Origin of the sequence: Weissella confusa (genome assembly GCF_004766315.1) — a bacterium.
Classification (GTDB): Bacteria; Bacillota; Bacilli; order Lactobacillales; family Lactobacillaceae; genus Weissella; species Weissella confusa_A.
In genome coordinates this window covers 1-14,962 of record NZ_PVSN01000044.1, presented here as the reverse complement: position 1 = coordinate 14,962, position 14,962 = coordinate 1, and the positions used below count along the sequence as shown (strand labels likewise).

Genomic DNA, 14,962 nt, shown 5'->3' with positions numbered 1-14,962 from the left:
TATTCATTTATTTAATAAAACAAAAAAACTGATCAATAAGAGGTAAAGTAATTATGTCAAAGATCATTGGAATTGATTTGGGAACTACAAACTCAGCTGTTGCCGTTTTGGAAGGTGGACAACCAAAGGTTATCACTAACCCTAATGGTGGTCGCACGACACCATCAGCTGTTTCATTTAAGAACGGCGAAGTGCAAGTTGGTGACACGGCAAAGCGCCAAGCCATCACAAACCCAGACACGATTTTGTCAATCAAGTCACACATGGGTGATGCCAACTACAAGGTGACTGTAGACGGTAAGGACTACACACCACAAGAAATCTCAGCAATGATCTTGCAATACATCAAGAAGTACGCTGAAGACTACCTAGGTGAGACGGTTGATAAGGCTGTTATCACGGTTCCTGCATACTTTAACGATGCCCAACGTCAAGCTACGAAGGACGCCGGAAAGATTGCTGGATTGGAAGTTGAGCGTATCATCAACGAGCCAACGGCTGCCGCTTTGGCATACGGTTTGGACAAGTTGGAGAACGACGAAAAGGTTCTTGTTTACGACTTGGGTGGTGGAACGTTTGACGTTTCTATCCTTGAGTTGGGTGATGGTGTCTTCGAAGTTTTGTCAACGAACGGTGACACGCACCTTGGTGGTGACGACTTCGATGAAAAGGTTATCGACTGGTTGGCTGAGAACTTTAAGAACGAGCACGGTGTTGATTTGAAGGCTGACAAGTTGGCCTTGCAACGTTTGAAGGATGCTGCAGAGACGGCAAAGAAGACGTTGTCATCAGCTAACGAAGCACAAATTGACTTGCCATTTATCACGGCAACGAATGAAGGTCCTTTGCACATTCAAACGACTTTGACGCGTGCTCAATTCAACCAATTGACGGCTGACTTGGTAGAGCGTGCTGAAGAGCCAGTTCGCAACGCTTTGAAGGATGCTGGTTTGACGATGAACGACATCGACAAGGTTATCTTGAACGGTGGTTCAACGCGTATCCCTGCTGTGCAAGAGTCTGTTAAGGCCTTGACTGGTAAGGAGCCAGATCACTCAATCAACCCTGACGAAGCCGTTGCTTTGGGTGCTGCTGTACAAGGTGGTGTTATCACTGGTGACGTTAAGGACGTTGTTTTGCTTGACGTTACGCCATTGTCATTGGGTATCGAAACGATGGGTGGTGTGTTCACGAAGTTGATCGACCGCAACACGACGATTCCTACGTCAAAGTCACAAGTGTTCTCAACGGCCGCTGATAACCAACCAGCTGTTGATATCCACGTTTTGCAAGGTGAGCGTTCAATGGCTGCCGACAACAAGACGTTGGGTCGCTTCCAATTGACTGACATTCCTGCTGCACCACGTGGTGTTCCACAAATCGAAGTTAAGTTTGACATCGACCGTAACGGTATCGTTTCTGTATCTGCTAAGGATTTGGGAACGAACAAGGAGCAAAAGATTACCATCCAAAGCTCAGGTTCATTGTCAGAAGAAGAAATTGAGCGTATGATGAATGACGCCAAGGCTAACGAAGAGGCCGACAAGAAGCGTAAGGAAGAAGTTGACTTGCGTAACGATGTTGACCAATTGATCTTCCAATCAGAGAAGACTTTGGAAGAAGTTGGCGACAAGTTGCCTGATACTGACAAGAAGCCAGTTGAAGACGCGGTTGCTGAGTTGAAGGCTGCTAAGGAAGCTGACAACTTGGATGACATGAAGACAAAGAAGGAAGCTTTGGAGAAGGTTGCCCAAGAATTGGCAGTTAAGTTGTATCAACAAGCTGCTCCTGAGCAAGGTGCACAAGCTGCTGACGGTGCTGCATCAAACGATGACAACACGGTTGACGGTGACTTCGAAGACGTTTCTGACGACAAGAAGTAATTTAGTAACTAAAAACACATTCTTAACTACCCCTATGGTTACTGAGTGACACGAAGCGAGGCCGCAATGCCTCGCTTTGTGATACATATTGAGAAAATTGGGAGGATTGGCCTCATGAACAACACAGAGTTCTACGAGCGTTTGGGCGTTGATAAGAGCGCTTCACAAGATGAGATTAAGAAGGCTTACCGTAAGCTATCAAAGAAGTATCACCCAGACATCAACCACGAGGAAGGTGCCGAGGCGAAGTACAAGGAAATTCAAGAAGCCTATGAGACGCTAGGTGACGAGCAAAAGCGTGCCATGTACGACCAATACGGTGCAACTGATGGTCAAGCTGGTGGATTTGGCGGTCAAGGTGGTTTCGGTGGCTTTGGTGGTGGCCAATACGGCGACTTCTCAGACCTTGGGGACATCTTTAGCCAAATGTTTGGCGGTGGCTTCCAAGATCCTAACCGTCCTCGCAAGGGTCAAGATTTGCAATATCGCATGAACTTGACGTTTGAGGAAGCTGTTTTTGGTAAGGAAACAACGATTTCATACACGCGTTCAACGGAGAACGGTGGCCAAGAAAGCAAGGAGTTGAAGGTGACGGTGCCAGCCGGTGTCGAGAACGGTCAACAAATGCGCTTGTCTGGTCAAGGTGAGGCCGGCTACAACGGTGGTCCTTACGGAGATTTGTTCGTGGTCTTCCGTGTTGCGCCCTCAAAGGATGGCTTTGAGCGCGATGGTGGCACAATTTACTCACGTGTTGCGATTGATTATGCCACAGCCGTTCTTGGTGGTGAAATTGAGGTTAAGACGGTTAATGGTTTGAAGAAGTTGAAGATTCCAGCTGGAACGCCAACTGAAGCGAACTTCCGTCTACGTGGTCAAGGAGCGCCATTTATGCGTGGTGGTCAAGGTGATCACATTGTGACAATTTACGTTGATGTGCCTAAGAAGTTGAACAAGGACCAAAAGAAGGCCCTTGAAGCCTTCCAAGCTGCGATGAACGGCGAGCACAAGAAGGGCTTCTTCGGATAAAGTAGACTGGTCACGTCGGAGGTTTTAAACCTTCGACGTGACCAAGTCGCCCTTATCAGGTGCGTTTTTGGTCTGCCCCTGACTTCAGTCAGGGGTTTTAGACCAACAGCTGCTGTGATAATACTCCAGAATTTTAAGGGAAGATGGCAACCGTTTAAGGTTCGTCATCTTTTTTTATGGCAAAATAGGCTAATAGGAAAAGGTGATAAACATGTTGCTAGCGGATTTTAAATTGTCGACGGCTGGTATGCCGATTGACCGGTTGTTGGCAGCTAGGGTTGATGGTGACATCGTGCCATTGCGATTGGTCGGGATTGATGGTGATCAATTGATATTGGGTACCGATGTTGACCGGCAAGTGACGTTGTCGGATGTCATTGCCTTAGAAGATAATAATTTAAACCTGGTTGTGCGTGATGAGGCACAACAGTTGCACCCTGTTTTTGGCTACCGCGTGGTGGTGGAGCAATTGGTGCTGGGTTAATTGGAGAGAGACATGCAGAAACGTTTAGGATGGCTGATTTTTAGCTTATTATTGGTCGTGGTTGGTAGTGTGATGGTGTTTTTTTATTTCACCGGTCATATGCAAACACGTGTGAATACGATTGCTGAAGAGAAGTTTACAAAACAATTTAAGTCGCCAACCGGTGATGATGATAGCATGAGTGGCGCTGGTAACCAGCCAACGGCCACTGATCAAGCGTCATCTAACTTCGTGGGGACTGCGCAATTGACCGAGGTGGGACAATATCGATTGACCGCTGATGGTATTGAGCAGAAGCTGGTGAAGATGAAGACGCTGAACAAGTACATGACTGATGGTGATTTCACGTATCATATTACTGGCGTTGCATTAGTTCGCGAGCGTGCCCGTGACAACCATGCCTTGCAAATTGCCCGTCGTTTGTACAATGACCACGGATTATCCTCTGAGTACTATACGTTGACGCTTTCGTATACCATTGCAAACGATTCTGCGAAAACCGTTGTGACACGTGGCGTAACCGCTGCGACGTATAAAAACAAAGTTGCCATGTCAATGCTGACAGGGCTGGTGAATAGTGGTCTGGCGACGACCTCTGGCGTTATTTCCGGTGGGTCATCAACAGCCATGATGACTGCTTTGGTACCAAAGGAATACGGCAAAAAAGTGAATCGCGTGGATTTGCAATTCTCAGCATTGTTCGATTCGAATGGCTTGCAGGTCACGAAACCAACGCGTACGATGACCGTGACGTTCTAGTCGGAAACCATTGGGTGATTGACTATAAAAGCCTTGCTAAAAATGGTAAACTAATAGTTAGCTGTAAACCGTCAGTTTGACGTTTTTTTATTTGGTAGAGATGAAAGATAAGGAGTTCCGAAGCCATGCAAATCGAGTTTTTAGGAACTGGTGCCGGCGTTCCAGCGCGTTTTCGTAATGTGACGAGTATCGCGCTACGCCTGCTTGAAGAAATTAATTCCGTCTGGTTGTTTGATGCCGGTGAGGGTACACAAATCCAAATGTTGAGTTCAACGATTCGACCACGAAAGGTTGATAAGATTTTTGTGACCCACTTACACGGTGATCACATTTACGGACTGCCAGGATTGTTGTCATCACGCTCATTCCAAGGCGGTGAAGATGAATTGGTTATCTATGGACCTCATGGTATCAAGCAATTCGTTGAAACGAGTTTGCGTGTTGCCCAAACCCACCTAACATATCCACTAAAGTTTGTGGAGTTGCCTAATGAAGGTGGCGAAGTGTTGCGCACGGATAAGTTTACGGTGACGGCTTTGCCTTTGGATCACAAGATTTTGTCATTTGGCTACCGCGTGGTGGAGCATGATCACGCCGGCGAGTTGTTGGTTGACCGATTGCGCGAGATGAACGTGCCCGCAGGACCGCTTTATGGTGAGTTGAAGCGTGGTAAGGATGTCACGTTGCCTGATGGACGCACAATTAAGAGCGCTGATGTTATTGGACCAGCCAAAAAGGGCCGTACCGTGACGATTTTGGGTGATACGCGTAAAACACCTAATTCAGTTGTTTTGGGACGTGATGCCGATGTTTTGGTGCACGAATCAACTTACGGTAAGGGTGAAGGGAAGCAAGCCCGTAATCACTACCACTCAACGAGCATGCAGGCAGCTGATGTGGCAAAGGAAGCTGGTGCTGGACGTTTACTATTGACGCACATTTCGGCGCGCTATGGGGGTAAGTCAGCGAATGAGTTGGCCTATCAAGCGCGTACGACGTTTGAAAACACGCGAGTTGTGAATGACTTTGATGTCTTTGAAATTCCATTCGGGAAGCAAAGCAACAGCAAGCCGATTAAACTAACACCAGTAGATGATGAAGAACTAGAAGGATAGGAGGACCAAACGATGATTTCACCACGCTATCAATGGGATTTTCCAGCTGTAGCCAATGAAGGGGCTGCCAAAGAAATCGCTGAGACATTCGGTGTTTCAGATTTGGTCGCTAAAATCTTAGTTAATCGAGGTTATGACACTGTTGAAAGTGCCAATGCCTTTTTGCGTCCGGGGATGGACGCGTTGTATGATCCGTTTTTGTTGCATGACATGGATGTGGCGATTGTCCGTATTATGACAGCTATCGACAACGGTGAAAAGATTGTGGTCTACGGTGACTATGACGTCGATGGGATTACTAGTACGGCGATTATGACGTGGGCACTTGAATTGATGGGTGCTGATGTGAGTTATTATGTGCCGAACCGTTTTAATGATGGCTATGGCCCTAATATGGCGCAATATCAACGCTTGGCTAGTGAAGGCATGCAGTTGTTGATTACGGTCGATAACGGTGTCTCGGGTCGTGAAGAAGTGAACTGGTTGATGGCCAATGGCGTTGATGTCATTGTGACCGACCACCACGAGTTGCCAGAACAATTACCTGATGCGGTTGCGGTTGTGCACCCGCGTCACCCGGAAGGTGATTACCCATTCGGCGGCCTTTCTGGTGCCGGAGTCGCCTTTAAGGTGGCATCAGCGTTGCTAGAAGAACCAGCCGATGAGGTGATGGACTTAGCGGCCTTAGGTGCAGTGGCTGACGTTATGGAGTTGGTCGATGAAAATCGCGCGATTGTGGCGATGGGCTTAGCGAACTTGAAAGAAGATCCACGCCCTGGTTTGGCGGCTTTGTTAGAAGTTGCTGGCACTGCCCAAGCGGATATTGACTCAATGACTATCGGCTTTACGATTGGGCCTCGTTTGAATGCGTTGGGACGTATGGCTGATGCAACAGATGGTGTGCGTCTATTGTTGTCAGATGACCCTGAGGAAGCCAGCGAACTAGCCAAGCGCATTGATAAGTTGAACCGTGAGCGTCAAGACTTGGTGGCATCGATTTCTGAAGAAGCGCTTGCTCAAGCAGCCGAGCTAACAACTGATCCAGTTTTGGTGGTTGCCGGTAGTGGCTGGCACGAAGGTGTACTGGGTATTGTTGCTAGTAAGTTAGTTGAAGCGACGGGTAAGCCTGCGATTGTCTTGAATAACGAAGATGGTCAAATGAAGGGGTCTGGCCGTTCAGTGGCGGCCTTTGATTTGTTCGCTGCGTTGGACGGGCACCGTGACTTGTTGACTGCGTTTGGTGGTCACGCCAGTGCGGCTGGTATGACGATTCCCACGGCCAACTTGCAAGCGGTACGTGATGTTTTGCGCGAAGAGGCGGCCAATCAACATTTGGCGGAAGCTGGTTTGCCAGAAATTCGAATCGCTGCTGAAGTGACAGCCAAGGAATTTAACCGTCAAAACTACGAGCAATTGCAGGTACTGGCACCATTTGGTGAAGGGAATCCTGAGCCATTGTTCGCCGTTAATTTGGCAGGTGTCCAGAACGTTAAGACAATGAGTGAAGGCAAGCACTTGCGCTTTACGGCTGAAACAGCTGCCGGTACATTGCCGGTAGTTGCATTTGGTCGTGGGCCGCTTGCTGAAGATCTAACGGGCCGTTTTGAGTCAATTCGCATTGTCGGGACGATGAGTGAAAATAGTTTCCGTGGGGATGTGTCATATCAAATGATGCTCACGGATATCGAAGCTAAGGGATCTTCATTATTAGATTGGCGTACGACACGTTTGACGACGCAAACGTTTGCCAACCCAGCCACGTATATTTTCTTTAACAAGAAGCATTATGAACAACTAGCGCCAACAATTAAGGCGCCGGCTGAAGCGTTGTATTGGGAAGATGCCTTTAACCGAACAAGCGTCGGCACAATGGCCTTTGTGGATATCCCTGACGATATGTCACAATTGGCCGACTTGCTAAAGTTTGTGCCAGCGGGTCGTTTGGCACCGATCTTTTACGCGAAGACACCGGCATATTTGCAAAAAGTCCCTTCAAAAGCCGACTTTGCGAAGGTGTACAAGTTTGCCCGTTCATTCCAAGATATCGCACTGAGAACGCAATATGATGCGGTTTTGGCGCACTTGGGGATGGAACGTTCAATGTTAACGTTGATATTACAGGTGTTTTTGGACGCAAAGTTTGTTACAATGGTTGATGGTGTTTTAAATGCCGTACCTGAGCCAGCGCCAATGGCGTTAGAGGAAACTGCTAGTTATCAGCAATTCCTGGCTCGTCGGCAACTTGAAGAGCAATTGATTTACAGTTCAACTTCTGAATTGGAATCATTGCTCACGAACCTAAGTAAGCAGGAGAGCTAAGCAGATGTTGGATTTGCATGATTACGTTGCCTCAATCCCTAACTTCCCAGAAGAAGGGGTTACGTTCCGCGACATTACGCCTTTGTTGGCTGATGGTGCCGCTTATGCGGAAGCAACGCGTCAAATTACTGAATTCGCTAAGGAGCGTGGTGTTAACGTTATTGTTGGCCCAGAATCACGCGGATTCTTGGTTGGGGCACCAGTTGCCCACCAAATGGGAATTAGATTGGTTCCAGCCCGTAAGCCAGGCAAGTTGCCTCGCGAAGTTATTAGCCAAAGCTACAAGCTAGAATATGGTGAAGCAACTTTGGAACTGCACAAGGACGCTATCAAGCCTGGTGATAAGGTTTTGATTACGGACGACTTGTTGGCCACTGGTGGTACGATTGAAGCCACGATTAAGTTGGTTGAAGCCCTTGGTGGTGAAGTCGTTGGTTTGGCTTTCTTGATTGAGCTTAACGCTTTGCACGGTCGTGATCGTCTTGACGGTTACGAGTTGTTGGCATTGATGAATTACTAACAAAAATAGGACCATCTGTTCAAATTTGAACGGATGGTCCTTATTTTTTAATAAATTGAATCGCGATACAAACCGACAACTTTACCTAGAATAGTGATGTCAGTTGTGATGAACGGTTCGTGGTTATCGTTTTCTGGTTGCAATCGATATTGTGATGCTTCACGGAAGAAACGTTTGATTTGTGTTTGCCCGTTATCAGGTTTTGCGACAACAATGTCACCGTTATCCGCATCATTTTGTCGACGCACAATCATATAATCGCCATCTAGAATCCCGATGTTGATCATGGCGTTGCCACGATTGCGAATCATGAACAAATCACCTTCAAAACGAATCAAATCATCTGGTACAGGGAAGTAATCGACGATATGGTTATTGAGATGCTCATCAGATGTGATGGGCTCATTTTCATCCATAATGGGCATCATGGTTTTATTTGGCTCGTGTAGTCCAAGTGCCTTGATGCCTTCTGGTGTGACGTCGATAGCGCGTGGCTTATCAGGGTCTTTGTGAATGTAGCCTTTCTTTTCCAAACGGCTTAAGTGGCCGTGAACCGTTGAAGATGATGAAAGACCAACGCCTTCACCGATTTCACGAACTGTTGGCGGATACCCTTTTTCGAGTTGTTTCTCGTAAACAAAACGGAGGATCGCAATTTGATTACTTTCTTTTTCGGCCATAAGCTGAAGGACCTCCTAATTCGAATATATTACTATCTATTTTACTTTTAATTCGGGTGGAAATAAAGTAGGGGCAGGAATGATTACGTTTTCGTGTTAAAATAGATGAAAAGCAGATAAAGGTGGTGAAAACCATGGCAGAAACAGAACGTATGATGGCTGTTCGTACCCGCATTAATGAATTGGCAGCCAAGGCGAAGACGCCTGAAGGATTGACTGACGACGAAATCGCAGAGCGTGCAGAATTGCGTACGGAGTTCTTGGATAACTTCAAGGCTGCTTTCCGTTCACAAGTTGAAATGTTGCAAGTTTTCGATGAAAACGGTAATGAAGTCACACCTGAAAAGGTTAAGGACATTCAACGTGATAAGGGATTGCGTGACAACTAGTGAATATTTTGGGAAGAAACCCAGGATAACCTAGTCAAACGGGCGTTTATTCGCTACAATAATATACGAATAACATAATGGAGTAATATCATGAGCACTAGTATTTGGATTTTGATTGTCATCCTTGCCGCAGTCTTGGGTGCAGTTGCAGGTTTCTTCTTGGCACGTCGCTCAATGCAAACGTACTTGAAGAACAACCCACCTATCTCAGAAGAGATGATGAAGTCAATGATGGCTTCAATGGGTCAAAAGCCTTCACAAAAGCGTTTGAACCAAATGATGGCTCAAATGAAGGCACAATCTTCTTCAAAGAAGTAAGGTTATATTAAAGGACTGAATCGTATGATTCAGTCCTTTTTTACGTACTATAGAACGGGAATCGTGGCGGAAATTCTATATTTTTGAATAAAATGTGAAATGATTGTGTATTGTTTCACGTTGTAATAAATTAATAAAATATTAAGGCGCCTATTGTAATGAACGTGTCACATTTAATTGGTATTCTAATAACATCAACAACAGGGGTTATGTTTATATGACATTGTTTAAAACGAAAACTAAAAAGGCATTGGCGCTGACCGCAGCAGTCGTTGCCGGTTTCACGTTTGCGATGGGGCTTGATGCTGGTCACTCAGTTTCAGCCGCCGGCCAAACGGGTTACATTCACGATGGTTCTCAATACAACGGGGGGTATCGCTGGTATGAGGATGGTCAGCTATTTACTGGCTTCCGATTCTACATGGGAACGTACTACTGGTTCGTCGACGGTGTTCGTCAAAACGCTGGTTGGCGCGAAGCATGGGGATACAAGTACTACACTGATGATAGCGGACGTGCCGTACAAGGTAACGTTGTAATCGACGGTACTGCTTACAACTTTGGTGACAACGGTACTTACTACTTGCGTGGTAACGGATCAGGTTACTTGTTCGACGGCTCACCAGCAAATGGTGGTTACCGTTGGTACGAAAACGGGACGCTTTACACAGGCTTCCGTTACTACACGGGAACGTACTACTGGTTCGTTAACGGTGTTCGTCAAAACGCTGGATGGCGTGAGGCATGGGGACACAAGTACTACACTGACGACCAAGGACGTGCTGTTCAAGGAACACGCGTAATTGATGGTAAGTCATACTTCTTCGGTAATGATGGCACATACTACTTGCGTGACGATGATGCCGGTTCACGTATGATTGCAGAGGCCAACCACTGGCTTGGAATTCCTTACCTTTACGGTGGGGCAACGCAATACGGTGTTGACTGCTCAGGATTCGTTTACTTGGTTCGCCAACACGCGCACTTGACTGATTTGGGTCGCACGACGAATGTACAAGCTGCATACTTGCGTTCACACGGTTCACAACCAAAGTCAGCCTCACAAGCACAACCAGGTGACTTGTTGTTCTGGGGTTCAGTTGGTGGTGAGTACCACGTTGGTATGTACATTGGTAACGGTCAAATGATCGACGCACCACAACCTGGTATGACGACTGGTGTTCACCAAGTTTGGGGACAACCATTGGCTTACCACACTATCTAATAACAAATGATTAACACGATTTGCTTCGGCAGGTCGTGTTTTTTGTTGCGTCGCGTGATGGCAAAAAGAAAACGCCGGTCAAAAGTTGACCAGCGTTTCGAACTACTTTGATTCAATTTGTTCTGTCTTTGGCTTGGGATCAATGTATACCCAAGTTGGGTCGATTGACTTGTCGATCTTATCGAAAGCATCAGTCAACGTATCGCCAAATTCGGCCATTGTTTCGTCGGTCAACTTAATCTTCTTGTCGACGTAGATTGGATCACCGAAAGCCATTTTAACGTTGTTACGCTTGAACAAGTCGCCAAACTTAACAGGTCCTTGGTAAACCATCGGCACAAGTGGTGCACCTGACAACTTTGCAATCATCATCGCGCCACCCTTCATTTCTTGTGAGTGACGGCTTCCTGATGGGAACATGATAACGCCAAGTTCAGTTTTCTTTAGGTTGTTCACTGGAATCTTAATCGCTGATGGACCTGGATTTTCACGATCAACGGAAAAAGCATTGGCGTGAACCAAAATCCAGCGTAAAATAGGATTCTTGAAGAGCTCTTTCTTAGCCATGAAGCTAAACTTGTGTGGCCAAGCAGCAAGAGCGAAGAAAATTGGGTCCCACCAAGTGCGGTGTGGGCCAACTAAAATATAATTGCCTTGAGGTAGTTTGTCTTGACCTGTCAACGTGTAACGGCCGTTAATTAGCCATACCACTCCGGCAGCGACATAACGAATAAATGTATAGAACATTTGGTTAATCCTCCTAATAATAACGATTTATTATCCCACAGGTTAGGCAATCTTGGCAAACTAACAGGAGAACATCATGGACGTGAAATTATTACCCGACGAGCGGGTCGACATGCTTTATAACGATGAGGTACATATTATTCAGAGTAAGGAAGTCTTTTCCTTCTCGCTAGATGCCGTCTTGTTGGCGAACTTTGCCCAACCGCGTAAAAACGGCCGTGGCTTGAACGTTGACTTGGGCGCTGGTAACGGTGCAGTGTCATTGTTTATGGCGCACAAGGTGGCAGGCCAAATCGTTGGCGTTGAAATCCAAGAGCGTTTGGCGGATATGGCGACACGGTCAGTTCAAATGAATGATTTGACGGACAAAATTACAATTATCAATAAAGATATGCGTGATATCTTCGACGATATTCGTCCAGGTTCGGCAGACATGGTCGTTTCAAATCCACCATACTTTACAGTCGATAATGAAAATACGGTGATGCACGAAGATGAGCACTATGCGATTGCACGTCATGAAATTAAGGCTGATTTGGACTTGGTAACTTACACTGCCAAGAAGTTGTTGAAGAATAAAGCACACTTTTTCATGGTGCACCGCCCAGATCGTTTATTTGAGATCCTTGAGTCTTTGCAAAAGAATCATTTGGCGCCTAAGCGTATTCAATTTGTGTATCCAAAAGCTGGTGAGCCGGCTAATGTCTTGTTGATTGATGCGATTAAAGACGGCGCCTTGACGGGGGCAACGATTTTGCCACCAATCGTGACGCACAATGACGACGATACGTACACGAAGGCCGTTTGGGACATCTACGAAGGCAAGAGTAATGACTAAACCGTACTATATGTATGTGTTGTTGACTGCTGATAACACATTTTATGGTGGCTTTACGGATGATGTCGGGAAACGTTTCGCGACACACGAGGCAGGTAAAGGGGCAAAGTACACGCGCCCAGCTAGTCGGCATCCATTGAAGCTGCTGTATGCAGAAGCCTTTGATAATAAGTCGGACGCACTGAAAGCCGAAGCAGCTTTCAAGAAGTTAAAGCGCGTTGATAAAGTTGCGTTCTTGAAGGAACATGGTGTGACGGATTTTGAACCGGCAAAGCGGGATTAGGAGGGGAAATGATTAGTGTAGACAAGTTACTAAAAAAGCTTGAGACATTAAACGAGCAATATGACAAGGTCTTGGGGAGTGAAACGCCAACTGGCTATTGGTTTGGTAGAGTGAAGGACGCAGTTAGATTAATTGAGCAAAATATTTCCGGTAACGAACAATTACGAGTTGCGTTAGACGGGGTTGCAGATAATTATCAGCAGAATCTAGATTTTTTTGGGATGCCGGTGAAATCTGACAATCTTTCAAAAGAGGAATACGCTGCGAGTTTGAAAAGTATTTTGGGTAACTTTTATGCGAGAGTGATTAGTGATTTTAAAAGACTAGAATACCTTTCAGTCATAAATGATACAAACGTAATTCTTGTAGGGGGTAACGGTGCGGGTAAGTCGAGCTTTGCATCGTATATAAAGCAAGCATCTACTAGCAATATCGTAATGGTAGCCGCACAAAAGTATTTGTTTATAGATATAAATGGAAATTTTCAATACCAAACTATGACAGGTGATGACGTGCGTTCTGCGCAATCTGTAGATATAGCTGCTTTGGGCAGAAAAGAGACGGAACTCTATAGTTTTAGAGATGCAAATGAGGCGCTTTTTACCAAATTGTTGCGAGCAATGGTTAATGACCATGTAATTGAGCACACGGCGTTCCACGGGAATACGGAAGATTTTAGGTCGAATTTTACGAGGTTACAAGAAGCCTGGAAACTGATCTTTCCAGATATTGAATTTGTTCTGGATGCGTTGAATCGTACCTTGAGAGTTAAGAAAAAAGATGAAGAATATCCAGTCAATGCGATGAGTGATGGTGAAAAGGTGTCCCTTTTTCATTTGTTACAGATATTGTTTGTTGATGATAATAGTTTTGTCTTGGTTGATGAACCAGAGTCTTTTTTGAATCCTACATTGTCGAATCTATTGTGGGATACGCTTGAGGCGGTTCGGCCGGATATAAAATTCATCTACATTTCTCACAATATGAGTTTTGTTGGAAGTCGGAAAGAAGCTAGTTTAATTTGGATTAAGTCATTTGAGTATCCAGATGAGCGGGAGTTGGAACCGATGCAGGGAATAGAAAGCTTGCCTCGAGAGTTAGTCGCCCAGTTAGCTGGTACACGAAAACCGATTATATTCATCGAGGGGGATTATTCTAGTCCGGATTACGCACTTTTTTCAGGAATGTTTAGTGAAGATGCACGAGTTTTTCCTGTCGGAGGTCATGATACTGTTCGGATGTATACGAAATCATATAATAATGCCCCAGAGTTTAACGGCGGAAAGGCTTTTGGAATTGTTGATAGAGATTTGATGGATGAAAATGAAATTTCTATTAGCTTAGAGGATGATATATATACATTGCTGTTCAATGAAATTGAGATGATGTATTTTGATGAAGATATTTTAAGCATGTATTTGACCCAGTTAAGTTATTCGACGGTTGAAGTGGTCAAAAAAATAGATGATTTTAAGAACGCGTTCTTTGAAAAAGTCCGTACTTCAATTGATGAAATAACGTCCATGAAATCAAAGGCAATGCTTGATAGCTTTCTGGCTAGGGAAAGAGTTGAGAAATATAAAAACGTTTCTGTGAGAGACATGCTACAAGAAGTTCAACAAAAGTTAAGCGACCTGAACTTGGAGGAAAAGGATAAGGAGTTTAAATCCCGGATTATTCATCAAGACAAACAAAAACCCGCTGAAACAGCAAGTTAATACCGTTTCAGCGGGTTTTGCGCTTTCACCCGTTGGGTGAAAACCATAGGAGCTCTTTTTTATGATATTTTGTTAGTGGAAAACAAACCAAATACTCAAAAATTGGAGCGTCTAAAATTATGACTCAAAAAGTATTACCTAGCAACCATTTAGTTGCAGTTTCAGACAATGGGGCACCAATTACCTCGGATGGCGGCAACGTGCTGCTTAGTATTTTTCTGAATTCGCCTGTAATTTCCAGGCTCTTTAATAACGTTGAATTCAACGATAATCGCAAAAATCCACGCTATGCTAAGGTAGAATTGTTATTGCAAATGCTCATTCAAGTTATCGAAGGTTATCGCAACGACGACGTTGCAGATTACTTGACCCAAGATATCGAACATCGACTTGTTTATGCGCAAAACATGGCATCTCAACCAACTATTTCCAGATTTCTATCACATCTCACGAACGAAGACATTGATGAGCTACAAGAATTAAATCGTCGTATTGTCTCTTTAATTGATGAAAGATCAGCCAATACTGAACTGGTGCTAGATTTGGATTCAACCTACTTTGAGACCTTTGGTCATCAAGAAAAAATTGGTTTTAATTATCACTACTTGAACGTCGGTTACCATCCGCTTATCATGACCGATGCTTTAACTGGAACCGT

General features: G+C 45.2%; 16 protein-coding genes. 14 read left to right on the top strand and 2 right to left on the bottom strand.

The genetic code is table 11. The annotated features are described in order from the left end of the window. Positions 1 to 53: 53 nt before the first annotated feature. The 7 genes from dnaK (at position 54) to C6P11_RS06665 (ending at position 8,106) form a co-directional block, all read left to right on the top strand. Positions 54 to 1,883, top strand: a complete 1,830-nt coding sequence (gene dnaK, locus C6P11_RS06695) for a molecular chaperone DnaK (RefSeq protein ID WP_135519726.1) — start codon at positions 54 to 56, stop codon at positions 1,881 to 1,883. A gap of 114 nt (positions 1,884 to 1,997) precedes the next feature. After that, positions 1,998 to 2,909, top strand: coding sequence for a DnaJ C-terminal domain-containing protein (locus C6P11_RS06690; protein ID WP_135412095.1), 912 nt, complete (start codon positions 1,998 to 2,000; stop codon positions 2,907 to 2,909). A gap of 211 nt (positions 2,910 to 3,120) precedes the next feature. Beyond that, positions 3,121 to 3,393 carry a hypothetical protein gene (locus tag C6P11_RS06685; RefSeq protein ID WP_135519724.1) on the top strand — a complete coding sequence of 91 codons (273 nt, stop codon included), beginning with the start codon at positions 3,121 to 3,123 and terminating at the stop codon, positions 3,391 to 3,393. A 12-nt stretch (positions 3,394 to 3,405) separates the two neighbouring features. Next, positions 3,406 to 4,152, top strand: a complete 747-nt coding sequence (locus tag C6P11_RS06680; protein ID WP_135519722.1) for a hypothetical protein — start codon at positions 3,406 to 3,408, stop codon at positions 4,150 to 4,152. Positions 4,153 to 4,277: 125 nt separating this feature from the next. After that, positions 4,278 to 5,267, top strand: coding sequence for a ribonuclease Z (gene rnz, locus C6P11_RS06675; RefSeq protein WP_135519720.1), 990 nt, complete (start codon positions 4,278 to 4,280; stop codon positions 5,265 to 5,267). A gap of 12 nt (positions 5,268 to 5,279) precedes the next feature. Beyond that, complete coding sequence (gene recJ / locus C6P11_RS06670) at positions 5,280 to 7,586, top strand: single-stranded-DNA-specific exonuclease RecJ (RefSeq protein ID WP_135519718.1); 2,307 nt, start codon at positions 5,280 to 5,282, stop codon at positions 7,584 to 7,586. Positions 7,587 to 7,590: 4 nt separating this feature from the next. Beyond that, positions 7,591 to 8,106 (top strand): adenine phosphoribosyltransferase, encoded by a 516-nt coding sequence (locus C6P11_RS06665; RefSeq protein WP_135519716.1) that lies wholly within the window; start codon positions 7,591 to 7,593, stop codon positions 8,104 to 8,106. 47 nt (positions 8,107 to 8,153) lie between these two features. On the opposite strand, the gene lexA is transcribed toward C6P11_RS06665, so the two are convergent. Next, positions 8,154 to 8,786, bottom strand: a complete 633-nt coding sequence (lexA, locus tag C6P11_RS06660; protein ID WP_135519714.1) for a transcriptional repressor LexA — start codon at positions 8,784 to 8,786, stop codon at positions 8,154 to 8,156. A gap of 134 nt (positions 8,787 to 8,920) precedes the next feature. Here lexA and C6P11_RS06655 point away from each other — a divergent pair, with 134 nt between their 5' ends. From C6P11_RS06655 to C6P11_RS11410, 3 genes are all read left to right on the top strand, one after another. After that, a complete protein-coding gene (locus tag C6P11_RS06655; RefSeq protein ID WP_003607723.1) occupies positions 8,921 to 9,175 on the top strand; it encodes a DUF896 domain-containing protein in 255 nt (84 codons plus the stop codon). 90 nt (positions 9,176 to 9,265) lie between these two features. After that, positions 9,266 to 9,493, top strand: a complete 228-nt coding sequence (locus tag C6P11_RS06650) for a YneF family protein (protein WP_135412082.1) — start codon at positions 9,266 to 9,268, stop codon at positions 9,491 to 9,493. A gap of 217 nt (positions 9,494 to 9,710) precedes the next feature. Then, complete coding sequence (locus C6P11_RS11410; RefSeq protein WP_135519712.1) at positions 9,711 to 10,718, top strand: NlpC/P60 family protein; 1,008 nt, start codon at positions 9,711 to 9,713, stop codon at positions 10,716 to 10,718. A gap of 102 nt (positions 10,719 to 10,820) precedes the next feature. On the opposite strand, the gene C6P11_RS06640 is transcribed toward C6P11_RS11410, so the two are convergent. Next, the gene (locus C6P11_RS06640) at positions 10,821 to 11,465 is read right to left on the bottom strand and encodes a lysophospholipid acyltransferase family protein (protein ID WP_135519710.1); all 645 of its coding nucleotides are present in this window, start codon (positions 11,463 to 11,465) and stop codon (positions 10,821 to 10,823) included. Between the two features lie 76 nt (positions 11,466 to 11,541). Here C6P11_RS06640 and C6P11_RS06635 point away from each other — a divergent pair, with 76 nt between their 5' ends. From C6P11_RS06635 to C6P11_RS06620, 4 genes are all read left to right on the top strand, one after another. Beyond that, positions 11,542 to 12,303: a tRNA1(Val) (adenine(37)-N6)-methyltransferase gene (locus tag C6P11_RS06635; protein WP_118703884.1), complete on the top strand. Its 762-nt coding sequence runs from the start codon at positions 11,542 to 11,544 to the stop codon at positions 12,301 to 12,303. Beyond that, positions 12,296 to 12,586 carry a GIY-YIG nuclease family protein gene (locus C6P11_RS06630; protein ID WP_135412080.1) on the top strand — a complete coding sequence of 97 codons (291 nt, stop codon included), beginning with the start codon at positions 12,296 to 12,298 and terminating at the stop codon, positions 12,584 to 12,586. The genes C6P11_RS06635 and C6P11_RS06630 overlap by 8 nt, the downstream gene beginning before the upstream one ends. A gap of 8 nt (positions 12,587 to 12,594) precedes the next feature. After that, positions 12,595 to 14,304 (top strand): AAA family ATPase, encoded by a 1,710-nt coding sequence (locus C6P11_RS06625; RefSeq protein WP_135519708.1) that lies wholly within the window; start codon positions 12,595 to 12,597, stop codon positions 14,302 to 14,304. A gap of 119 nt (positions 14,305 to 14,423) precedes the next feature. Then, positions 14,424 to 14,962 (top strand): transposase (locus C6P11_RS06620; RefSeq protein ID WP_210114206.1); only part of this gene is annotated, 539 nt, incomplete at its 3' end.